Annotated in this window: 16 protein-coding genes and 1 other RNA gene; 13 read left to right on the top strand and 4 right to left on the bottom strand. The window is 70.1% G+C overall.

Annotated elements, in window-relative coordinates; all coding sequences use genetic code 11:
• The first annotated feature begins 2 nt into the window (after positions 1-2).
• Complete coding sequence (gene trhO / locus ACZZZF_RS16505) at positions 3-893, top strand: oxygen-dependent tRNA uridine(34) hydroxylase TrhO (protein ID WP_056279814.1); 891 nt, start codon at positions 3-5, stop codon at positions 891-893.
• Positions 894-929: 36 nt separating this feature from the next.
• Here the strand turns inward: trhO and ACZZZF_RS16510 are convergent, their stop codons facing one another.
• The 4 genes from ACZZZF_RS16510 to ACZZZF_RS16525 all read right to left on the bottom strand — a co-directional run bounded on the left by ACZZZF_RS16510 (position 930) and on the right by ACZZZF_RS16525 (position 8,383).
• Complete coding sequence (locus ACZZZF_RS16510) at positions 930-3,185, bottom strand: transglutaminase TgpA family protein (RefSeq protein ID WP_463499612.1); 2,256 nt, start codon at positions 3,183-3,185, stop codon at positions 930-932.
• Positions 3,172-4,383, bottom strand: a complete 1,212-nt coding sequence (locus tag ACZZZF_RS16515; protein ID WP_463499614.1) for a DUF58 domain-containing protein — start codon at positions 4,381-4,383, stop codon at positions 3,172-3,174. Before ACZZZF_RS16515 ends, ACZZZF_RS16510 begins: the two co-directional genes overlap by 14 nt.
• Before the next feature lie 13 nt (positions 4,384-4,396).
• Complete coding sequence (locus ACZZZF_RS16520; protein ID WP_056279820.1) at positions 4,397-5,386, bottom strand: AAA family ATPase; 990 nt, start codon at positions 5,384-5,386, stop codon at positions 4,397-4,399.
• 87 nt (positions 5,387-5,473) lie between these two features.
• On the bottom strand, positions 5,474-8,383 hold the full coding sequence (locus tag ACZZZF_RS16525) for a DEAD/DEAH box helicase family protein (RefSeq protein ID WP_463499618.1): 2,910 nt from the start codon (positions 8,381-8,383) through the stop codon (positions 5,474-5,476).
• A 50-nt stretch (positions 8,384-8,433) separates the two neighbouring features.
• On the opposite strand from ACZZZF_RS16525, the gene ffs reads away from it, so the two are divergent.
• The 12 genes from ffs to ACZZZF_RS16585 all read left to right on the top strand — a co-directional run bounded on the left by ffs (position 8,434) and on the right by ACZZZF_RS16585 (position 23,207).
• An RNA gene (ffs, locus tag ACZZZF_RS16530) (signal recognition particle sRNA small type) lies at positions 8,434-8,530 on the top strand.
• A 43-nt stretch (positions 8,531-8,573) separates the two neighbouring features.
• Complete coding sequence (locus tag ACZZZF_RS16535; RefSeq protein ID WP_232224462.1) at positions 8,574-9,191, top strand: rhomboid family intramembrane serine protease; 618 nt, start codon at positions 8,574-8,576, stop codon at positions 9,189-9,191.
• A complete protein-coding gene (locus tag ACZZZF_RS16540) occupies positions 9,188-9,922 on the top strand; it encodes a hypothetical protein (protein ID WP_056279826.1) in 735 nt (244 codons plus the stop codon). Before ACZZZF_RS16535 ends, ACZZZF_RS16540 begins: the two co-directional genes overlap by 4 nt.
• A 60-nt stretch (positions 9,923-9,982) precedes the next feature.
• Positions 9,983-12,106, top strand: coding sequence for a phosphate acetyltransferase (pta, locus tag ACZZZF_RS16545; RefSeq protein WP_056279828.1), 2,124 nt, complete (start codon positions 9,983-9,985; stop codon positions 12,104-12,106).
• Entirely contained in the window at positions 12,103-13,323 is a 1,221-nt protein-coding gene (locus ACZZZF_RS16550; RefSeq protein WP_072591638.1) for an acetate/propionate family kinase, read from the top strand. The genes pta and ACZZZF_RS16550 overlap by 4 nt, the downstream gene beginning before the upstream one ends.
• Before the next feature lie 54 nt (positions 13,324-13,377).
• Positions 13,378-14,226, top strand: coding sequence for an HAD-IA family hydrolase (locus ACZZZF_RS16555; RefSeq protein ID WP_400341846.1), 849 nt, complete (start codon positions 13,378-13,380; stop codon positions 14,224-14,226).
• Entirely contained in the window at positions 14,223-16,727 is a 2,505-nt protein-coding gene (locus ACZZZF_RS16560; protein WP_056279834.1) for a glycoside hydrolase family 65 protein, read from the top strand. Before ACZZZF_RS16555 ends, ACZZZF_RS16560 begins: the two co-directional genes overlap by 4 nt.
• Position 16,728: 1 nt before the next feature.
• The gene (locus tag ACZZZF_RS16565) at positions 16,729-17,808 is read left to right on the top strand and encodes a DUF2207 family protein (RefSeq protein ID WP_463499620.1); all 1,080 of its coding nucleotides are present in this window, start codon (positions 16,729-16,731) and stop codon (positions 17,806-17,808) included.
• Positions 17,809-17,912: 104 nt separating this feature from the next.
• Positions 17,913-20,300 carry a DNA polymerase III subunit gamma and tau gene (locus ACZZZF_RS16570; protein WP_463499624.1) on the top strand — a complete coding sequence of 796 codons (2,388 nt, stop codon included), beginning with the start codon at positions 17,913-17,915 and terminating at the stop codon, positions 20,298-20,300.
• On the top strand, positions 20,300-20,893 hold the full coding sequence (gene recR, locus ACZZZF_RS16575) for a recombination mediator RecR (RefSeq protein WP_053097391.1): 594 nt from the start codon (positions 20,300-20,302) through the stop codon (positions 20,891-20,893). The genes ACZZZF_RS16570 and recR overlap by 1 nt, the downstream gene beginning before the upstream one ends.
• Entirely contained in the window at positions 20,890-21,828 is a 939-nt protein-coding gene (locus ACZZZF_RS16580) for a DMT family transporter (RefSeq protein WP_285364125.1), read from the top strand. Before recR ends, ACZZZF_RS16580 begins: the two co-directional genes overlap by 4 nt.
• 95 nt (positions 21,829-21,923) lie before the next feature.
• Positions 21,924-23,207, top strand: a complete 1,284-nt coding sequence (locus ACZZZF_RS16585) for an aspartate kinase (RefSeq protein ID WP_053099207.1) — start codon at positions 21,924-21,926, stop codon at positions 23,205-23,207.
• Positions 23,208-23,438 lie beyond the last annotated feature (231 nt).

Consider the following 23,438-nt stretch of genomic DNA (forward strand, 5'->3'; position numbering starts at 1 on the left):
GGGTGGCAACCCCCAAGATCGTCCTCTTCTACGTCTTCACCCCGCTCGCCGATCCGGATGCGATCCGGGTGTGGCAGCGCGACCTCGGCGAAGCGCTCGGGCTGCGCGGACGGCTCCTCATCTCGAAGGACGGAGTCAACGGCACGTTGGGCGGTGACCTTCTGGCGCTGAAGAAATGGGCGCGGTCATTCCGGGCCTATGCGCCCTTCAAGAACGCCGACATCAAGTGGAGCGAAGGCACCGGCGTCGACGCCGATGGTCGCAGCGTCGACTTTCCGAAGCTCAGCGTCAAGGTGCGCGACGAGATCGTGTCATTCGGAGCACCGGGCGAATTGCGGGTCGATGAGAACGGCGTCATCGGCGGCGGCACTCGGCTCACACCGGAAGAGCTGCACGAGCTGATGGGGGAGCGAGGCGACGAGGTCGTGTTCTTCGACGGACGCAACGCGCTCGAGGCGCAGATCGGCCGCTTCCGGGGAGCGGTCGTGCCCGACACCGAGACGACTCGCGACTTCGTGCAGCTGCTCGACTCGGGTGCCTACGACGACCTCAAAGGCAAGCCGGTCGTCACCTACTGCACGGGCGGCATCCGCTGTGAGGTGCTCTCGAGCCTGATGACAGCCCGCGGGTTCGGCGAGGTGTACCAACTCGAGGGCGGCATCGTCCGCTATGGCGAGCAGTACGGTGACGAGGGCCTCTGGGAGGGGTCACTCTACGTGTTCGACAAGCGCGGCTCCGTCGACTTCTCCGACCACGCGGCCGTCATCGGCGAGTGCGTCGGCTGCGGTGTGCCGACCAAGCGCACCGCGAACTGCCCGGACCCCGCCTGCCGCACCCAGTTCGTCGTCTGCGAATCCTGCGACTCGGTGCGCTGCGAGCTGCACGCCGCCTGATCCCCTGGCCAGCACCTTCGGCAGTCGCGGTACTACTCAGACGAGCAGCGGCACGTCGGTGCGGCGGCTGACGAAGAGCGATCGCGGCAGCAGGAACGCGTGGACCCTCGTCCAGCGATCGACGCTGCGGCGCAGTTGAGCCGTCACATCGATCAGAGCGGCGTCGAGATCTCGGGCCGCGCTCGCCGAGGGGCGCGCATAGCTCGCCTGCTCGACTGCGGCGACGAGCACTCTGATGGCGTCGGCATTCACGCCGCTGTCTCTCACGAGGTCATCGCCGCGCATGCGAGGGGTCTCGGCGTCCGACAGGGGTACGCGCAGATCCTGCATGGTCGCCCGCAGCTCGGCCCACGCGGCTCCGGCGTCACCGTCCCGCGCGCGCCCGCGTCGCGCGAACCGCAGCGCGAGACGAGCGAATGCGGGCATCAGCAGCACCACCAGCACCCCGAGAGTCGTCAGCACGACGGGAGTGGGGTCGAGCTGACGACGCTCCCCGGTCGCGCCGGCGTTGTCGCCGGCATCCTCACGCTCGAGCTCCGGTCCCGAGGTCTGCTCGGTGCTGGGAGCCGCCGTCGGAGCGGGCGTCGCGGCGCCGCCCGTGCCCCCGCCCGTCGTCGCCGCGGCGCTGAAGGCCGTCGGAACCCCGAGAGACGCCGTCGGTTCGAACGGGACCCAGCCGACGCCGGGGAAGAGGACCTCGGGCCATGAGTGCAGCTGGTCGCTCGAGACCGAGTACACCGCCTCATTGCCGCGCGTCGTCTCGGTCAGCGCACCGGGAAGGTAACCGACGACGATGCGCACCTCCATGTCGAGGCTCTCCGCCATGAGTGCGAACGCCCCGGCGAAGTGGATGCAGTATCCCGACCGCACCTCGAGGAACTCGGCGACCGCATCGGCTCCGGTGCCGTCGAAGCCCTCATCGACAGGGGTCTCGAGAGAGTAGGCGAACTGGCTCCGGAACCACGACTGGAGCGCGACCAAGCGGTCGTAGTCGTTCGTGGCGTCCGCCGTTACCTCGGCCGCCGTCTCGCCGATCACGTCCGGCAGGTCGACCGGCTCGGCATCGGGGTCGACGATCGGCGAAGCGGCGGGAAGCGCGCGGATCTGCTCGAGAGTCGGTGAGACCTCGAGCGACCGCACCGTGTAGTCGTTGCCGACGGCATCCCCGTTGCGAGACGCGAGAGTGCGGTTCTCGGGGCTCACCCGCCAGGCGGCGGAAAGTCCCTGCACGCCGGTCGCGGGGTACGGCACGGGGAGCCATGAACTCGACATCCGGATCACGCGGATGGAGGTGTTCTGGTCGGTCGTCTCGATGTCGTCCGCCCACTCGTCGGGGCCGAATCCCTCGCTCTGCGCCTGCAGGTCGCCGCGATCGGGCTCCCACACGCGCCCGTCGAACGACGACAGCGTCGTGAGTCGCAGGTAGGGCGCGGTGTCCGCCGTCGTCGCCAACGTGAGCACCTCGACAGGGTTCGGCTGTCGCAGGTCATCGCCGAGGCGCAGCGACGCATCGACGGTGACCCCCGTACCTGTACCCGTGAGAGTGGCCGAGACCGGCAGCACCGGTGCGACGATCACCGTCGCCGCGAGCGCAGCGACGCCGACGCCGGCGGCGACCGCCACGGATGTCCGCCGCGGCGAATCGGGATTCTGCGCCGCCGTGTACCGCAGCAGCACGAGGATCAGGATGCCGAGCAGCACGAACCAGACGACGTTCACACCCCCGAGAGTGGCGATCATCGGCATGGATCCGACGACGGCGGTGAGGAGGCTGGCGAGGATCGCGCCGCGCTGGGCGACGAGCTGGTCGAGCAGGATGGCGACGACGCCGAACCCCAGGCCCATCACCGCCTGGAGCCCCGGTGATGCGGCGAGCGGGGCCGAACCGAAAGCGATCTCCTCCCAGGCAGCGGCAGCGAGAGCCTGGAAGGTGTAGAACGTCGCTTCGGTGGGCACGACGCCGAACACCGCGGTGTCGCCCGCGACGAGCAGGATGACGGTGCCCATCACCACCAGGATCTGGACGGCGATCGTGACGAGGTCGCGTGCCCAGGCCGGACGGCCGCGCATCAGCGTGCGACACGTCATGCCCGTGAGCGCCGTGACGACGATCACGGCGAGCACCGCGAACGACCAGCTGCCGGGTTCGATGACCGAGGTGAACGGCCACATCGCGACGAGCCCGGCCGCCGCAGCCAGCACCGACGGCAGGACGGTGCCGACGGGCAGCTCGTGCTCGCGGTGCCACGACAGGCGGGATCCGCGTTCAGCCTGTCGTTCAGCTCGGGACATCGGTCGCTCCCCGGTGGTCCGCGATGCCGCCGATGCGGTCGGGCAGCACGTCCTCCCACGCCTCTGCGATGTCGTCGCCGAGTCTCGCGAAGCGCCAGCCGTTCCGCTCGGCCGCCGCGACGACGCCGGTGCCCGGTGCGGTCGCGAACAGCATCGGCGCTGCCGCTCCGGACGGGCGCAGCAGGGCGGCATCCTCGTCGTCGATCTCGCCTGTGATGTAGACGAGCGGACCCGGAGGTGTGCCACCGACCAGAGTCGGGAGGTCGCGGGGCTCGCCGCGCGGGCCGACCAGCGCGAGGGCGACGAGAAGGCCGTCCCGATCGTCTTCGTGGCCGCGCAGCGTGCCCAGCAGAGTCCCGCCGCTGTCGATCACATCGACGCCGTATCCCTCCTGCACGAGGTGCACGGCGACGGAGGCGCACATCGACACCGCGGTCTCGAAAGCGGGGTCCTCGGCATCACCCGGGCGCGCCCAGCGTGCGGCGCTGCGGTCGAGGATCACGAGAGCGTCGGGGCTGGACTCCTCCTCTTCCTGCCGCACCATCAGCTGTCCGCGATGCGCGGTCGCCCGCCAATGGATGCGGCGCATCGAGTCGCCCGGGATGTAGCGGCGCGGCGAGAGATTGTCGCTGCCCTGCCCGAGCCGGCTCGAGGACGTGTGCGCGGTCCCGCCGGCGGCCCCGACCTTGACGGTCAGCGGCGCGAGCGTGAACACCTCAGGGACGACGGTGACCGTGCGCGTCTCGCCGAACGCCTGCTCGCGCTGCGCGAGACCGAACGGGTCGACGGTGCGCACCACCAGTGGGCCGATCGGCCACACGCCGCGACGGACGCCGGTGATCAGATAGGTCAGCTGGCCGGTCTCGGACGGGTACTCGCCCGCCGAGTCGCCGCTCACCGCGGGCGGTAGCACGTCGCGCCAGAGGCCGCGGGGAACGCGCAGGGCCCGCAGGGTGAAGCGCAGGGTCACTCGCGAGGTCTCCGACACGGTCAGCAGGTCGGTCGAGACCTGCCGCGTGACGGTGCCCGTGCGCCGCGGCAGTCGCACGACGAGAACCGAGAAGACGGTGAGCACGAGAAGGAGGATGCCGATGTAGAGGAGGATCGGCGCGCCCAGCATGTTCGCCGCGATCAGGCAGCCGAGACCGGAGAGGAGCGCACCCGTTCCCCGCAGGGTGAGGGTTCGACGGCGAGGCATGGCGAGCGGCGGGTCAGGAGCGCGCGGTCACGGGCACCCGCACGCGCTCGACGATCTGCCGCAGAGCCGCCTCGACCGGCTGGGCTCCGGCGCGGTGCGCGCCGCGGGCGGGAAGGAGACGGTGGGCGAAGACCGGGACGATCAGCGCGGTCACGTCGTCCGGGATCACGAAGTCGCGTCCGTCGAGCGCCGCCCACACCTTCGCGGCGCGGATCAGCTGAAGAGTCGCCCTCGGGCTCGCACCCAGGTGCAGATTCGGGTCGGCTCGGGTGGCCTGCGCCAGAGCGACCGTGTACTCCTCGAGCGCCGGCGCGACATGCACGGAGCGCGCCCAGGCGATCAGTCCCGAGATCGACGCCGCGTCGGCGACCGCTCGCACCGCGGCGAGCGGGTTCACGGTGTCTCGCTGTCGCAGCATGAGCGCCTCGGCCGCCGCATCCGGGTAGCCCATCGAGATGCGCATCATGAAGCGGTCGCGCTGTGCTTCGGGCAGCGCATAGGTCCCCTCCATCTCGAGCGGATTCTGGGTCGCGACGACCAGGAACGGATCGGGCAGCATGTGGGTCGACCCGTCGACCGTCACCTGCCCCTCCTCCATGGCCTCGAGCAGCGCCGACTGCGTCTTGGGTGACGAGCGGTTGATCTCGTCGGCGATCACGATGTGCGCGAAAACCGCGCCGCGTTTGAACTCGAACTCGCGATCGACGGGGTTGTAGACGCTCACGCCCGTCACATCGCCGGGGAGGAGGTCGGGAGTGAACTGGATGCGGCGGACGGTCGCATCCACGCTCGCGGCCAGCGCGCGTGCCAGCATCGTCTTGCCGACGCCTGGCACGTCCTCGATCAGCAGGTGTCCCTCGGCGAGCAGGCACACGAGCGCGCTCCGCACGGCATCCGGCTTGCCGTCGATCACCCGTCCGACGGACTCGACGATGGCAGACGTCTGCGCGGCGAACTGCTCGGCGTCGACGACGGCCGGGATCAGGGGCGGGTTCTCTGGCATGCGTTCCCTCTCGCGTGGGCGCTGCGGTGCGCGTGAACCGATCGTAACCCGGCTGCCTACGGTTGGGGTGAGAACCGGCGTCGGGCATCAGCCCCAGACACGAGCCCGGGGTTCTGCGGGGTCCACCCGGCGGTCGGCGCTGCGCGCGACACGCAGCAGGGCGAGTCCCTGCACCCCGCTCAGCTCGTGCAGTGAGCACGTGCCGATCAGGGCCCGCCAATGGTCGCAGAAGCGCTCGGCGTCTGCGCGCCGCCGGGCGATCAGGCGAGGCACTGCGAGAAGCGTGCGTCCGGGGGAGAGGCGGTCGGCGAGGCGTTCGAGCACCCGGACCCGCGGCAGCCCGGCCGCGTCGATGCGCAGCAGGAACCGGGGTGTGCGCACCGGTGCGAAGAGCTCCTCGACGGCATCGGCGATCACGCGTGCGTCCGAGACGGAGCCGCCGAGCTCGATGCGGATGCGGGTGGGGTCGGCGTCGTCCGGCCGCGCAGTGATCGCTGACTCGTCGATCCGCCCGACGCGTCCTGCCTCCTCCAGCGTGCGGGCGACGGCGACCGCCGCGGCTCGGTAGATCTCGGCCGGCCTCGAGCGATCGCGCAGAGAGCGGACGAGCATGCGCACAGCGGATGCGGTCGCAGCGACAGCGCCCCCGATCAGCGCGAGCGCGACCCCGAAGGCAGGGGCGAAGGAGACCCCGAAGAGCGCGAGCGGGGTGACGAGCACGCCTGTCGTCGCGGCGCCGGCGAGGAAGCCGCCGACCGCTCCCGCCCTCGCCGTCTGCGCGGCGCGAAGCAGTGGGGCGCGGGTCGTCCGACGGATCGACACCGTCTCCCGTTCGTGGGCACGGTACGGCTCGCCGATCCGCCACTCCTCCCTCGTCCGACTCCGAGAGGGCCACTGCGCGCGCGCGAGGGCGCCGAGATCCGCGATCGTCGTCGACGGGTCCTTGTCGAGCACACGAGTCCACGCCTCGACGGCGGGTGGGGTGAGTGCATGACCCAGTCCGCTGACGATCCGGCCGTCGCCCTCGGCGCTCAGGCCCCACAGATGCGAATGCCGACGACGGAGTCGCAGGGACTCGGACGCATCGTCGAGGTCGACGTGCGACGGGATCAGGCAGACGGCCGACCAGTTGTGCGCGACCTTCTCGGGCCATGCCGGATCGAGCCTCAGGGTGCGCCCCCGCAGCTGCTGGGTGCCCGACGAGGTGGCCACGGTCGTGAGATCGACGAGGGTGTTCACCGACGGGCAGTCCCAGCCTTCGCCGAGCAGCCCCCGGGTGCCGACGAGCAGGCGCACATCGTCTCGGCGGATCAGCTCGGACACGGCCGCGACGACTCGTCCGCTTCCGGCGGCGCGCACCTGCAGGTCGCGCACGGGACCGGTGCCCTCCGCGATGCCGACCGGCTCGCCGAGCAGTTCTTCGAGCGCGACCGCGATGTCGGCGGCGTCGTCGGCGCGGACACGCAGGTGCTGCGAGGTCAGCAGCACGGGGCGCAGTCGGGAGGTGACAGCGTCGACGGCGAGGAGGCCGAACGTGCGGAGCGCCCCGGCGGGTGCGTCACCGGCCAGACCGCGGCTGTTGCCGTGCTCGACGAAATCGGTCACGACGACCGCGCGGATCCGATCGCCGTCGGCGCCGGCGAGTTCTCGCTGGAGGATCTCGACGGCCGCGTGGTCCTTGGCGGCGGAGAACGCCAGAGTGGTCTCGATCGGGTTGCGGCCGCGTCGGATACCCCGGTCGGTCAGCGCGTACCCGAAGTCCGCGAGCGAGCGCCGCACGTACTCCCACTGGCGCACGGCAGAGGGATCCGAGAGCAGCCGTGCCTGGGCGAACCGTGACAGGACCGTCAGCAGGTCGTCGGTCGTGCATCGGTCGAGCAGGGCCGGCGGGATGGAGGCGATGAGCGGATGCTGCGGAGAAACCTCGCGCAGCACGAGAGCGCATGACCGGGTGAGGGCGAAGTCCGTCGCGAAGGCCCGGTCGAGGCGGGCGAGCGGAGTCTCGGCGAGAGAGGCGTCCTGCGGCTCTGCGGGTTGGAGGTGATGCTCGAGGTACGACAGCGCGTCGGGGGTCGACAGCACCTGCGTGATCAGGTCGTGCAGCAGCGATTCGTGCCGTCGGATGAACGCGGCCTCTGCGGGCAGGGGCTCGGTGAACATCACGTGATCGCGATACGGAGCCAGGTGGCCCTCCTTGACCACCGCCGGTGTCGGCACCTCGTAGTCGACCTCGCCGAGCAGGTGGCTGTAGTTCTCGTACTCGGTCTCGTCGTCGGGCGACGGCAGGGTCGCGGTGAGGCCGATCAGCGTCGGCTCCGCGCCGCTCTCTCGGATGCGGGCGACCAGATAGGCCACCACGATCGCCCAGTGGTCGAGCAGATGATGGCACTCGTCGAGCACGACCGTGCGCACCCCCGCCTCGACGAGTCGGTCGATGAGCGCGACGGCGTTCGGGTGCAGCACGCGAGCGAGCTCCGAAGGGCGCTGGCGGGTGACACGCGAACGCAGTCGGCGCGCACGACTGCGGATGCCGGAGCGGTGGCGGGCGGGGTTGTCGACCGCCAGCTCGGCGAGCCACGTCGCGGCATCCGCCTCGCTGCGGCCGCTCGCGACGAGTTCCTCCGTCCAGATCGCCCTGGCGAGGTCGTCGAAGGGTGAGTCGTCTCCCGTCACGCTGAGCAGCTGATAGGTGAGCACCGTCAGGTCGCCGAGACGCTCGGGATCGTCCGAGACGGCCGCCGCGTCCGGCGCCAGCTCCGACGCGGTGCGCACCCACTGATGGCGGATGGTCACCGTCGGCGACAGCACGAGAGTGCGGTGGCCTTCGCGTGCGGCGAGCAGCAGGCCCAGCAGCGTCTTCCCGGAGCCTGGCGGGGCGACGATGTGCAGCGGGGCTGCTCCTGCCGGAGGGATCCGGTCGAGGACCTCGGCCTGGTAGGTGCGCAGCGTGCCCGGAAAATGCCACGTCGACAGGGGAGGGGCGGCGACGGGATCCATGACCTGCCCAGTCTGTCAAAGAGCAGGGGCAGACATCGGCTAGACTTGTCGACGGCTCTCCGCGTGGCGGCATCCAGGCCAATTCCCCCAGGGCGGAAACGCAGCAAGGGTAACCGGGCTCTGCTGGGTGCGCGGAGGGTCACTTTCTTTTTGTCAGGGTCCTCCGGGGCAGTCCTGACAGGATCGTGACGTGACAAGGCCCGATGTGACCCGCACCGCCGACTCCCCGCGCTCCAGCGCTCTCGGCCGTTTCGCGGCGCCTCTGCTGCTCGTCGCCCTGATGTGGCTCGTGCAGCTCGTCGACGCGATCCTCCCCGGGTCCTTCACGGGCTTCGGTCTTCGGTCCTGGGACCTCTCGGGTCTCGGGGGCATCGTGGTCGGGCCTCTCCTGCACGCGGATTGGGCGCACCTGATCGGCAACACCGTGCCGCTTCTCGTGCTCGGCAGCCTCGTCGCTGTCGAAGGCGCCCGCAGGTTCTGGACCGTCACCGCATTCGCCGCCGTGGTCGGCGGCCTCGGCACATGGCTCGTGAACGCGCCAGGAGCATTGACCGTCGGGGCATCAGGACTCGTCTTCGGATACTTCGGATACACCGTGATGCGGGTCTTCGCGCCGGGACGAGTCGCTCATCGCGTGCTCTATGCGATCGTCGCGCTCATCGTGATCGGACTCTACGGCGGCTCGATGCTCGCCGGCGTCGTCGGCGTTCGCGAGGGCATCTCGTGGCAGGCGCATCTGTTCGGTGCGATCGGGGGCGGCCTCGCCGCGTTCGTCGGCAGAGGCGGACGCGAGACCCGCAGCGTATGAGCTCTCGGGGCGCGACCACGAGGAAGACGCCGTCCACGAGGAAGACGGCGGCTCGCAGGAAGGCAGGCGCCCGCAAGGCGACCGACGGCAAGACGGCGAGTCGGCAGCGCGCACGCACGCACCGCGCGTCGCCGCGACGTCGAGCGCAGCGGCGGATGCGGCGGGCGAAGGTGCTGCGACGCGTCGCACTCTCTGCGGCGGCGGTGATCGTGGTCGCGCTCGCCGCGGTGCTGATCCCGCTGGGACTCGCCCACGAGAAGCCGCTGGCGATCTGCATCTCCGATCCGACCACGTTCCCGGAGGCGGGTGTCGCGGGCTGGCAGGGGGAGCAGCTCGAGAACGCCGCGACCATCATGCAGACGGCGACCGCGCTCGGCTTCGGTCGAGACGGGCAGATCCTGGGCGTCATGACGGCGATGGGCGAGAGCAGCCTGAACAACATCGACTACGGCGACTGGGAGACGAGCGGGTTCACGAACCCCGACGGCAGCCGGACGACGAGCATCGGACTCTTCCAACAGCAGCACTGGTGGGGTTCGGCCGAGCAGCGCATGGACCCGGCGACCGCCGCGACGCTGTTCTACGAGCGCCTCGCGAGAGTCCCCGACTGGCAGTCGATGGATCCGTCGCTCGCGATCCACCGGGTGCAGATCAACCTCGACCCCACCTATTACACGCGCTACGCCTCTGACGCCGCAGCCGTGGTCGATGCGCTCTCGACGCCCTGCTGAGCTGTTTCGCACGGCTGTCAACCCAGCGAGATCATGAGGTCGTGCACCTAGGGTGGGACTGTGGCGCAGAGCATCTACATCACCTCGGCCGAAGGCCATACCGGTAAGTCGACCATCGCCCTCGGCGTGCTCGACGCGCTCATGCGCGTCACCCCGCGGGTCGGCGTCTTCCGCCCGATCGCCCGGTCGGTGACCGAGCGCGACGACGTGCTCGAGCTGCTGCTCGCACACGACGGGGTGCACCTCGACTACGAGGACTGCATCGGCGTGACCTACGACGATGTGCGAGACGACCCCGACCGGGCGCTGTCGACCATCGTCGCCCGGTTCAAGGCGGTCGAAGCCCAGTGCGACGCGGTCGTCATCATCGGCAGCGACTACACCGATGTCGCCAGCCCCGCAGAGCTGGGGTACAACGCCCGGATCGCCGCGAACCTGGCGGCGCCCGTGCTGCTCGTGCTCAGCGGTCGCGATCAGCAGCGGCAGGCCGAGCAGCTGGGCACGACCACCGCCCGCACTCCCGCCGCGGTCGGACAGATCGGGGCGCTCGCGCTCGCCGAACTCGAGGTCGAGCGTGCGGAGCTGTTCGCGATCATCGTGAACCGGGCCGACCCCGATCGGCTCGACGACATCGAACAGGCCGTCGCGGCGGTGCGCCCGCAGAAGACCACGCCGGTGTGGGCGATCCCCGAGGACCGCACCCTGGTGGCACCGTCGATCGACGGCATCCTCGCCGCGGTCGACGGCCGGCTCATCAAGGGTGACCGCGACCGTCTCGCACGCGAGGCGCTGACGATCGTCGTCGCGGGCATGTCGATGGTGAACGTGCTTCCCCGGCTCACGGAGGAGTCGGTCGTGGTGATCCCCGCCGACCGCACCGAGGTGCTGCTCGCGACGCTGCTCGCGGATGCGTCCGGCACGTTCCCCCGAGTCGCCGGCATCATCCTGAACGGCCCCTTCCCGCTTCCCGAGCCGATCGTCCAGCTGCTCGACGGCTTCACCTCGACCGTGCCGATCATCGCGACCGACCTCGGCACCTACGACACCGCGGTGCGCGTGATGGGGGCCCGTGGCCGCATCTCGCCCGAGTCGCGGGGCCGCTACGACCGGGCGCTGGGGCTCTTCCAGACCCACGTCGACATCGCCGAGCTCACCACTCAGCTGGGTCTCGCGGAGTCGCGCGTCGTCACTCCGCTGATGTTCGAGTACGGCCTCATCGAGCGAGCACGCTCCGACCGTCGACGCATCGTGCTGCCGGAGGGCGATGACGACCGCATCCTCCGAGCGGCGGCGACCCTGTTGGCCCGGGAGGTCGCGGATCTCACGATCCTCGGCGACGAGTCGGCGGTCAGGGCTCGGGCGGTCGAGCTGGGCGTCGACATATCGGCGGCCCAGGTGATCAGCCCGAACGATCCCGAGATGGTCGAGCGCTTCGCGGCCGAGTACGCGCGGCTGCGGGCGCACAAGGGCATCACGCTGGCCCAGGCCGCCGACACGGTCACCGACGTGTCGTACTTCGGCACGATGATGGTCCACCTGGGCCTCGCGGACGGCATGGTCTCGGGTGCCGCGCACACGACGGCGCACACGATCCGCCCGTCGTTCGAGATCATCAAGACCAAGCCGGGCGTCACCGTCGTGTCGAGCGTCTTCCTCATGGCGCTCGCCGACCGGGTGCTCGTCTACGGCGACTGCGCGGTGATCCCGGATCCGACGAGCGAGCAGCTGGCCGACATCGCGATCTCGTCGGCAGCGACCGCGCAGCAGTTCGGCATCGAGCCGCGCATCGCGATGCTGTCGTACTCGACGGGGGAGTCCGGCTCGGGCGCCGACGTCGACAAGGTCAGAGCCGCGACCGCACTCGTGCACGAGCGTGCACCCGAGCTGCTCGTCGAAGGCCCGATCCAGTACGACGCCGCGGCCGACGCAGCGGTGGCGAAGGCGAAGCTCCCCGACTCGGCGGTGGCAGGGCGGGCGACCGTCTTCGTCTTCCCCGACCTGAACACCGGTAACAACACGTACAAGGCGGTGCAGCGATCGGCGGGTGCCGTCGCGATCGGCCCCGTGCTGCAGGGTCTCAACAAGCCGATCAACGACCTCTCGCGCGGTGCGCTGGTCGACGACATCGTCAACACCGTCGCGATCACGGCGATCCAGGCGCAGTCCGAAGGAGCGACCGCATGAGCGCGATCCTCGTCATCAACAGCGGTTCCTCGTCGCTCAAGTACAGCCTGATCGACATCGAGAACGAGAACGAGCTCGCGACGGGACTCATCGACCGGATCGGACAGGACCTCAGTGCCGTCCGCCACACGGTGCGTCCGGATGCCGGAGGGGATGCCGTCGTCACGATGCTCGATGCCTCGTACGACTCCGAGCAGCCCGTAGCCGATCACGATGCCGCGTTCACGGTGATGCTCGACCAGTTCGCCGAGCACGGTCCGCTGCTCGACGAGCATCCGCCCGTCGCAGTCGGACACCGGGTGGTGCACGGCGGGGCACGGTTCTACGCACCCACCCTCGTCACACCGAACGTCGAGGAGCAGATCGAGGAGCTCTCGGTGCTCGCCCCGCTGCACAACCCCGCGAACCTCGCCGGGATCGTCGCGGCGAGGGCGGTGTTCTCCGGCGTCCCGCACGTCGCCGTGTTCGACACGGCGTTCCATCAGACACTGCCTCCGGCCGCCTACACCTATGCGATCGACGCAGAGCTCGCCGCGGAGCACCGGGTGCGCCGATACGGATTCCACGGCACCAGCCACCAGTTCGTGAGCGAGTCGGCCGCCGCGTTCCTCGGGCGCGACCTCGGCACACTCCGCCAGCTCGTCTTCCATCTCGGCAACGGCGCCTCGGTGACCGCGATCGAGGGCGGCCGATCGGTGGAGACCTCGATGGGGCTCACTCCGCTCGAGGGGCTCGTCATGGGGACCCGGTCCGGGGATCTCGATCCTGCGGCGCTCGTGCACCTCTCGCGTCGAGCCGGGTACTCGATCGACGATCTCGATGCGCTCCTCAACACGCGCAGTGGGCTCAAAGGCCTCGCAGGGCGCAGCGACATGCGCGACATCCTCGCGGGCAGGGAAGCGGGAGATGCGGCGGCGACGCTCGCGTTCGACGTCTACATCCACCGGCTCAGGGCGTATGCGGGGTCGTACATCGCGCAGCTCGGCGGAGTCGACGTGATCTCCTTCACCGCGGGGGTCGGCGAGAACGCAGCGGCCGTGCGCGCGGAAGCGATGGCGACGCTCGGATTCGCCGGCGTGGAGATCGATCACGGGCGCAATGCCGCACGCCAGCGCGGAGTCCGGCGGATCTCGACGGACGCGTCCAGAGTCGCTGTGCTCGTGGTGCCCACGAACGAAGAGCTCGAGATCGCCCGGCAGACGTTCCGTCTGCTCTGACCGATACGCCCTCGGGGGTTACCGCTCGGTGCCGAGCCGCACTACGCTTGCACAGTGGCACGGAGAGGTGCCGGAACCCTCGTCCTTCTCCTGGAGGCTGCTGTGCCCGAAGCCCTGCCCGATCCGCTCCGCGCCGAAGGCGTCCTGTTCGATCTCGACGGCGTGCTGACGCCGACCGCCGAAGTGCACATGCGCGCGTGGAAGGTCGTCTTCGACGACGTGTTCGAGCGCTGGGGCATCACTCCTCCGTATTCGGATGCCGACTACTTCGACTACGTCGACGGCAAGAAGCGCTATGACGGCGTGGCCAGTCTGCTGCGCAGCCGCAACGTCGAGATCCCCTGGGGTGCGGTCGACGACCCGCCCGAGGCCGAGACGATCTGCGGCATCGGCAACCGCAAGAACGCCGCGTTCGCCGAGTCCCTGCGTGGCGAGGGCATCGCCCCGTTCCCCGGATCGCTCGCACTCGTCGAGAAGCTCTCCGCCGCCGGCATCCCGCTCGGTGTCGTCTCGAGCTCCAAGAACGCCGAAGAGGTGCTGGCTGCCGCCGGCATCCGCTCGTTCTTCCGCATCGTGGTCGACGGTGTCGTCGCAGAGCGCGAGAACCTCGCCTCCAAGCCCGCCGCCGACATGTTCAGCGCCGGCGCCGTGGCGCTGGGCGTCGACCCGGCCCGCAGCATCGCCGTCGAGGACGCGACCTCGGGCGCGGCCTCTGCCGCCGCAGCCGGATTCGCGACCGTCGTCGGCGTCGACCGCGGCACCGGGGCCGACGCGCTGCGCGCCGCCGGCGCGACGGTCGTCGTCGACGATCTCGACGTGTTCCTCGACCCCGCGGCCGACGAGTCCGCGCCGTCCGACTCCGCCGCTCAGGCACCCCGCTCCGACAACGAGGAGACCGCATGATCGACCGCGACCGCTTCCCCGTAGACCCCTGGCGCCTCATCGAGACGCGTTACTCCGAAGACGGGGTCGCCGAGACCCTGTTCGCCGTCGGCAACGGCTACCTCGGACTCCGGGGCAACCACATCGAGGGGCGCGGCGCCCACGAGCACGGCACCTTCATCAACGGACTGCACGAGACGTGGCCGATCCGGCACGCCGAGCAGGCCTACGGCTTCGCCGAGGTGGGGCAGACGATCGTCAACGCCCCCGACGCCAAGGTCATGCGCGTCTATGTCGATGACGAGCCGATCTCGTTCGACGAAGCGGACGTGCGCGAGTACCGCCGCACGCTCGACATGCGCACCGGCGTGCTCGAGCGCACCGTGGTGTGGGAGACCCCGTCGGGCAAGCGCGTGCGGATGCGCGACGAGCGCATCGTCAGCTTCGAGGAGCGCCACCTCGCCGTGCTGCGACTCGAGGTCGTCGTCGAGAACGCCGACGCCCCGGTCACCGTCAGCTGCCAGATGATCAACCGCCAGGACGGTGCCGGCGTGTACGCGGGCACCCCGAACCAGGCCAAGGGCGGATTCGATCCGCGCAAGGCCGAGAAGATCGCCGAGCGCGTGCTCGAGCCCGGCGAGTACTGGCAGGACGGACTGCGCTCCGCGCTGTCCTACAGCGTCGCGGCATCAGGCATGACGGTCGCAGTGGTCGCCGACCACATCATCGAGACCGAGAACGACTACACCTCGCGCACTCTCATCGAGGCGGACATCTCGAAGAACGTGTTCCGGGTGCAGGCGAAGGCCGGGGTGCCCATCACGGTCACCAAACTCGTCAGCTACCACACCTCCCGCGGTGTGCCGGCCCGTGAGCTCGTCGACCGCTGCCGTCGATCCCTCGACCGCGTCGCGGTCGAGGGCGTCCAGGCGCAGTTCGATCGACAGGCCGAGTGGCTCGCTGCCTTCTGGGCTCGCAGCGACGTGCAGATCGGCGGACAGGACGACATCCAGCAGGCGACCCGCTGGTGCCTCCTGCAGCTCGCACAGGCCTCGGCCCGCGCCGACGGAACCGGCGTGCCCGCGAAGGGCGTCTCGGGGTCGGGATACAGCGGACACTACTTCTGGGACACCGAGATCTACGTGCTCCCGTTCCTCACCTACACGTCGCCGCAGTGGGCGCGCAACGCGCTCCGGGCGCGAGTGCTCATGCTTCCGGCGGCTCGCCGACGGGCCGCGCAGCTCAACGAGGCGGGCGCGCTGTTCCCGTGGCGCACGATCAACGGCGAAGAGGCCTCCGCCTATTACGCGGCCGGCACGGCGCAGTACCACATCAACGCCGACGTCAGCTTCGCGCTCGGCAAGTACGTGCGCGCGACGGGCGACGACGACTTCCTGCGGCGTGAGGGCATCGACATCGCGATCGAGACGGCGCGACTGTGGGCGACACTCGGGTTCTGGCGCACCTCGCGCCTCGTCGCCGACACGAAGGACGACGACGGCATCGAGACCTTCCACATCCACGGTGTGACAGGTCCTGACGAGTACACCACAGTGGTCAACGACAACCTCTACACGAACGTCATGGCGCGCTACAACCTGCGCTACGCGGCGAAGGTCGTGCGTGAGGCGCAGGAGGCCAACGGCGAGGAGTTCGCCCGGGTCGTCGAGCGCACCGGACTCGCCGAGGGCGAGGCGGAAGGCTGGGAGCGCGCCGCCGACGCGATGTTCATCCCGTTCAGCGAACGGCTCGGCATCCACCCGCAGGACTCGCTGTTCCTCGAGCGCGAGGTCTGGGATCTGGCGCACACGCCGAAGGAGCAGCGACCGCTGCTGCTGCACTTCCACCCGCTCGTCATCTACCGGTTCCAGGTGCTCAAGCAGGCGGATGTCGTGCTCGCGCTGTTCCTGCAGGGCAACCACTTCACGCCGGAGGAGAAGAAGGCCGACTTCGACTACTACGACCCGCTGACCACGGGCGATTCGACGCTGTCGGCCGTCGTGCAGTCGATCCTCGCCGCCGAGGTGGGCTACCAGGATCTCGCTCTGCAGTACTTCCGGCAGTCGCTGTTCGTCGACCTGCACGACCTGCACCACAACGCGGCGGACGGTGTGCACGTAGCGTCGGCCGGAGGCGTGTGGACCGCTCTCGTCTGCGGTTTCGGCGGTATGCGCGACTATGCCGGCGAGCTCAGCTTCGACCCGCGGCTGCCCGCCGACTGGCCGTCGCTGTCGTACCCGCTGCAGTGGCAGGGGGCCTCTCTGCAGGTCACGCTCACGACGGGTGAGCTGCGCGTGCGAGTGCTCTCCGGAGACCCGGTGCCGTTCACGGTGCGCGATGTGGCATACATCGCCACGACCGAGCAGGAGGTCGTCGTCCCACTCGCGGATCAGGGACCGCTCATCCCCGGTCGCCCGTCGCTGCGGCAGTTCGCCGACGCGCTGCGCGAGGACGGCACGCGGCTGTCCGCATCCGTCCCGGTGATCACGACCGCCATCCCCATCATCGAGCCGATCGACTGAGGTGCTGATCACCGCAGCGCTGTTCGGACTCGCGCCCGCGCTGCTCCTGTTCGTGCTCGCGGTGGTCGAGCGGGCGCGCTCGGTGCAGCGCGTCGCGTCCCCCGGTGCGCGGTTCAGCCCGGCCGAGGGTGCGACCGTGCTGCACGACGCGCTGCTGCTGAACGCGGATCGGAAGGCCGTAGCCGCCGCGCTGATCGATCTGGCCGTGCAGCGCAAGGTGCGGCTGCTGGTCGACGCCGACGCGGCGACGACCGGCAGGTCGCAACGGCGTGCACCCGTCGGCATGGAGGTCGTCGTCGGTGCGACGTTCACGTCCGAGGAGCTCAGCGTGCTCGAGGCGCTGTTCGGGCCGGATCACACCCCGGGGCGGGTGCGACGGTTCAGTGCGGATGCCCGGGCCCTGCACCGCCGGGTGCGCGGTGTCCTCGATGAGGCGGAGAAGCGGCTCGCGGCCGCGGGGCTCATCGACCGGAGTCGACGCGGGTGGGCCACGTTCCTGATCCGCGTCGCCGCGGTGCTGGTGGGGGGCATCTGCCTTCTGCTGCTCATAGCCGCCTGGTCGGTGAGCGAGCCGGGTGCGGCTCTCTACGCCGTGCTGGTCGTCGGCCTGGTCGCGGCGGTCGCGGCGATCGTGGTCGCTCCGCGGGCGTGGCGACGGTTCCGCCCTGCGGCGCAGCCGCTGCGCGCGCACCTCGCCGGTATGCGCGAGTACATCGCCCTCGCCGAGGCGGAGCCGCTGCGGTTCTCGCAGTCGACGGACGGGGCGGATCTGCGGGCGGACGTCTCGTCGGCGGCGTCGGCGGAACGACTGCAGAGGTTCCTGCTGAACGAGCGACTGCTGCCCTATGCGGTGCTCTTCGGTCTGGAGCGGTCATGGACGGCTGTGCTGCAGACCGAGTCGCAGGCCCTGCGGGTCACCGAGGGGATCGAGGGCGCGATGGAGGTCGCGGGAGCCGTGGTCGAGGTGATCGAAGCGGTGGGTGGCGTCGTGCATCTGGTGAGCGCGGTCGGCGAGCTGGTCGACGCGACGGGCGGGGTCGTCGAGGTGGTCGGCGGCGTCTTCGAGGCCGCGTCGTCGTGAGCCTTCGCCGAACCTCGGCCGTCTCAGCGGCGCGTCGCGGATCCCGGGCGCGATCGTCGGCGCTCGTCTGCCTGAACGTCCGTGGCACGCCGTAGGCTGTTCTGGTGACCACAGCCCTCTACCGCCGCTACCGCCCCGAGTCGTTCGGCGAGATGATCGGGCAGTCCCAGGTGACCGAACCGCTGATGACTGCGCTCCGCGGCGACCGTGTCGGCCACGCCTACCTCTTCTCCGGACCCCGTGGATGCGGAAAGACGACGTCTGCGCGCATCCTCGCCCGCTGCCTGAACTGCGCGGAGGGCCCGACCGACGTGCCCTGCGGAAAGTGCCCGAGCTGCGTCGAGCTGTCGCGGGCGGGCGGTGGCTCGCTCGACGTCGTCGAGATCGACGCGGCCAGCCACAACGGCGTCGACGACGCACGTGATCTGCGCGAGCGGGCGACGTTCGCCCCCAGCCGCGATCGCTACAAGATCTTCATCCTCGACGAGGCGCACATGGTGACGCCGCAGGGGTTCAATGCTCTCCTCAAGCTCGTCGAAGAGCCGCCAGAGCACGTCAAGTTCATCTTCGCGACGACCGAGCCCGAGAAGGTGCTCGGCACGATCCGCTCGCGCACGCACCACTACCCGTTCCGACTGGTGCCCCCGGCGGCGATGCTCGAGTACGTCGAGAAGCTGTGCGGCGAAGAGGGCGTGGTCGCCGAGCGCGGTGTCCTTCCTCTGGTGGTCCGCGCCGGGGGAGGCTCGCCGCGAGACACCCTGTCTCTTCTCGACCAGCTGATCGCCGGTTCCGACTCGCCCGCAGGTTCCGAGACCGTGACCGTCGCCTACGAGCGCGCCGTGGCGCTCCTCGGCTACACGCACGCCGCGCTGCTCGACGAGATCGTCGATGCGCTCGCCGGCGCCGACGCCGCAGCGGCGTTCCCGGCGATCGACCGTGTGGTGCAGACCGGCCAGGACCCGCGTCGCTTCGTCGACGATCTGCTCGAGCGTCTGCGCGACCTCATCGTGATCGCGGCTGTGGGTGCGGGAGCGTCGTCGGTGCTCCGTGGAATCGCCGACGACGAGCTCGCGCGCATGCGCACGCAGGCCGATTCCTTCGGGTCGGCCCGACTCTCGCGCACGGCCGACATCGTCAGCGCCGCCCTCGACGACATGTCGGGCGCCACCTCGCCCCGTCTGCACCTCGAGCTGATGGTCGCTCGCGTGCTCGCTGCGGGAGCGGATGCCGTCGCCGCCGTCCCATCCGCACCGGCCGCTGCCGCCTCCGCCCCGCCGCGGGCGTCCGCGCCTGCACAGGCGGCTCCCGCCGCTGCCGTTGCTTCGTCGGCTGCTCCCGCCGCGGCTCCTCAGGCTGCGGCCGATCGACCGGCGACCACGACCGAACCGGCCGGCGGGGAGACCGGGGAGTCCGACACGGCCGAAGCGACCCCTGCCGATGCGACGTCGAGCGCTGCACCGGCTGTCGACGCCGCACCGGCCGCCGAGGTCGCAGCGCCCTCCGGGCCGGTCGCCTTCGAGCAGATCACCGCCGCCTGGCCGGCCGTCCTCAAGCGGCTCGAGAGCGTCAGCCGCACGTCGTGGCTGCTGGCCACCGCCGTCCAGCCGCTCGCATACGTCACGGACACCGAGGTGCTGACTCTGGGCTTCACCAGCCAGCACGATGTCGCCAAGTTCAAGGGCACGACGCCGGGTTCGGGTCCCTCCGACCATCTGCGCGGCGCCATCGAGCAGGAGCTCGGCGTGCGCGTCAAGTACCTCCCTGCTCCGATGCCAGCGGGGGGGGCGCCTCGCCAGCCCGCGACGCCTTCATCGGGACGCCCGACCGACGACGCGCCCGCATCGGAGCCTGCGTCAGCGGAGTCACCGCGAGCTCAGTCACCGCGATCGCAGACCCCGCACGCCGAGAAGCCGCGTGGTGAGTCGCCGAAGACGGAGACCGTGGCCGCTCGGTCGTCGGCTCCTCAGACAGGGAGTTCCTCGGCCCCCGTCACCGAGTGGGCGGTGGCGTCGATCCCGGCATCCGAGCTCGCTGAGCCCGCTCCGGTGACCGCTCCGCCGGCGGCGCCTGTGCCTGCTGCCACCTCTGCCGCAGCGGCGCCTCAGACGGCGGCGCCTCAGACGGCGGCGCCTCCGAGCCGCGCGACGAGTGACGTCTCACCGGAGATCCGAGACGACGCACCTCCGCCCATCGACGATGAGCCGCCGTACTTCGACGACGAGCCGCCCTACGACCCGTCGTACGAGCCGGCGCCGATGTCGCAGGCGGCGCCGCCCGCCGGAGGCTCGTCGTCGACCGCTCCCTCCGCGCGGTCGACGACCGCACAGGCATCCCCTGCGCGCAGAGTGGCTTCGGCCGCCGCAGCCCCGGCGATCACCGAGCGCGCCCCCGCCGGGGGAGTCCAGCGCTACGGCGAGGCCGTGATCCGCCAGGTGCTCGGCGCGACGTTCGTTCGCGAAGAGCCCTACGAGCCCCCGACGAGGTTCTCCTGATGTATGACGGCATCGTCCAGGAGCTGATCGACGAGTTCGGTCGACTCCCCGGAATCGGCCCCAAGTCCGCGCAGCGCATCGCTTTCCACATCCTGCAGACGCCGACATTCGACGTCGCGCGTCTCTCCGAGCTGCTCGTGGAAGTGCGGCTGCGGGTGCGCTTCTGCGAGATCTGCGGCAACGTGGCAGAGCAGGAACGCTGTGCGATCTGCCGCGACCCCCGACGCAATCCGGCCGTCATCTGCGTCGTCGAAGACGCGAAGGACGTCGCCGCGATCGAACGCACCCGCGAGTTCCGTGGCCTGTACCACGTGCTCGGGGGCGCGATCAGCCCGATCGCCGGCATCGGCCCCGACGACCTGCGCATCGCCCAGCTGATGTCGCGTCTCGGCGACGCCACGGTGCAGGAGGTCATCCTCGCGACGAACCCCAACCTCGAGGGCGAGGCGACTGCGAGCTACCTCAGCCGCCTGCTCACCACGATGCAGATCACCGTGTCCCGCCTCGCCTCCGGCCTTCCGGTCGGTGGCGACCTCGAATACGCCGACGAGGTCACCCTCGGGCGCGCATTCGAGGGTCGGCGCGTGCTGTGAACGCACAGGGCGGCTTCTCGCGACGCGGGTGGCTGCTCTTCGGGGCCATGGCGCTGCTGTGGGGCGTGCCGTACCTGTTCATCAGCATCGCGGTCGAGTCCCTGTCGCCCCCCGCGATCGTCGCCGGGCGCACCCTCATCGCGGCGCTGCTCCTCCTCCCGTTCGCGCTTCGCGGCGGTGCGCTGAGAGCGGCGTGGAAGCACTGGCCCTGGGTGCTCGCGTTCGGCCTCGTCGAGATGGCGGGTCCGTTCGTGCTGCTCGGCCACGCCGAGATGACCCTGCCCTCGGGCATGACGGGTCTGCTCGTCGCGACCGTGCCGCTGTTCGCGGCGCTCATCGCACTGGGCGGGGGAGACCGGGGAGTCCTGCGCCCGGCGCGGGGGATCGGTCTTCTCGTGGGATTCATCGGCGTCGCGATCGTCGTCGCCGGGCCCGGACTGTTCGGTGGTGAGGTCAGTCTGATCGCGGCCGGCGAGGTGCTGCTGGTCGCCATCCTCTATGCGATCGCCCCCTTCATCGTCGCCCGAAAGCTGAACGACGTCCCCTCGCTCGGCACCATCACGCTGTCGCTGCTCATGATCGGCGTGATCTACCTGCCCATCGGTCTGCTCACGCAGCACCAGATGCCGACGCTTCCCTCGATCTTCGCGCTCCTCGCGCTGGCCGTCATCTGCACCGCCGTCGCCTTCCTGGCATTCTTCGCTCTCATCCGCGAGGTCGGCCCCGTCCGCGCGCCGTTGTTCACCTACGTGAACCCGGTCGTGGCGATCATCCTCGGTGCGATCGTGCTCGCCGAGCCGCTGACGCCCGGGCTGCTCATCGGATTCCCGCTGATCATCGCGGGCTGCTGGTTCGCGGCCACCGGCGGGCGCCTCCGTCCCCAGGCCGCTGCCCGAGCCGACCTGCCTGCAGTGCCCCTGCCGCCCGCGCCCTGACCCACCCGGGCGCGACCGTCACATGCGAAGAAGCGCATATGCGCCAAACGTAGAATGGGGGTGGGCGGATCCGCCCGACATCCCAGGGAGTGAACGTGGCCCTCATCGTGCAGAAGTACGGCGGCTCCTCAGTCGCCGACGCAGAGAGCATCAAGCGCGTCGCCAAGCGCATCGTCGACACGCGTCGCGCCGGCCATGACGTCGTCGTCGCCGTGAGCGCGATGGGCGACACGACCGACGAGCTGCTCGACCTCGCCAACGAGGTCGCGCCGATTCCCGCTCCGCGTGAGCTCGACATGCTGCTCTCGAGCGGTGAGCGCATCTCGATGGCGCTCCTGGCCATGGCCATCCACTCGATGGGCTTCGAGGCGCGGTCGTTCACCGGCAGCCAGGCGGGCATGATCACCGACTCGCAGCATGGCGCCGCCCGCATCGTGGATGTCACCCCCATCCGTCTGCGCGAAGCGCTCGACGAGGGGGCCATCGTCATCGTCGCCGGCTTCCAGGGCTTCAACCGCGACACCCGCGACATCACCACGCTCGGACGCGGCGGCTCGGACACGACGGCCGTCGCTCTCGCCGCGGCCCTCGACGCCGACGTCTGCGAGATCTACAGCGACGTCGACGGCATCTTCACGGCCGACCCCCGCGTCATCCCGAAGGCGCAGAAGCTCGACCACATCGGCAGCGAGGAGATGCTCGAGCTCGCCGCCAACGGCGCGAAGGTGCTCTACATCCGCGCTGTCGAGTACGCACGCCGTCACGGCGTCCTGATCCACGCCCGTTCGACGTTCTCGTCGTCCGAAGGCACATACGTTCTGGGCGAGGGTATGAAGAACCCTCGCGAAGCCGAGGGAGCAGCAGCCATGGAAGAACCGATCGTCGCCGGTGTCGCCACCGATTTCGGCCAGGCCAAGATCACCGTCGCCGGCGTTCCGGACGTGCCGGGAAAGGCGGCGGAGATCTTCAAGATCGTCGCGAAGTCCGGCGCCAACGTCGACATGATCGTGCAGAACGTGTCGGCCACGGGTCGCACCGACATCTCGTTCACGGTTCCCAAGGCCGATTCCTCGGCTGCGCTCAAGGCGCTCGCGGGGGAGCAGACCGAAGTGGGCTTCCAGAACCTGGTGCACGACGATCAGATCGGCAAGCTGTCGGTCGTCGGAGCGGGTATGCGGACGCACTCGGGAGTCTCCGCGACGCTGTTCGAGGCGCTGTCGGCCGGTGGCATCAACATCGAGATGATCTCGACGTCCGAGATCCGCATCTCGGTCGTGCTCCGCGACACCGACCTGGCCGAGGCCGCCCGCACCGTGCACACGGCGTACGGACTCGACGGCGATGCCGAGGCCACGGTCCACGCCGGCACCGGTCGCTGACCCTCCCCGATCGCGCACGATCTGCGGATGACCGCACGATCTGCGGAAGTGTCAGCTGATCCCGTCCGCGAATCGTGACTCGATCCGCAACACTGACTCGGGATGCTGACCCGGCCCGCACCCCGCCCGACGGTCGGTCCTCGATCACCGGACGGCACGGTAGACTCACCGAAACCCTGACATCGGCGCCAGGCGCGGCATCCGCATCCCGACGTCGCGCCTGAAGCCTCG

The sequence above is a fragment of the Microbacterium sp. AC215 genome (genome assembly GCF_979258645.1).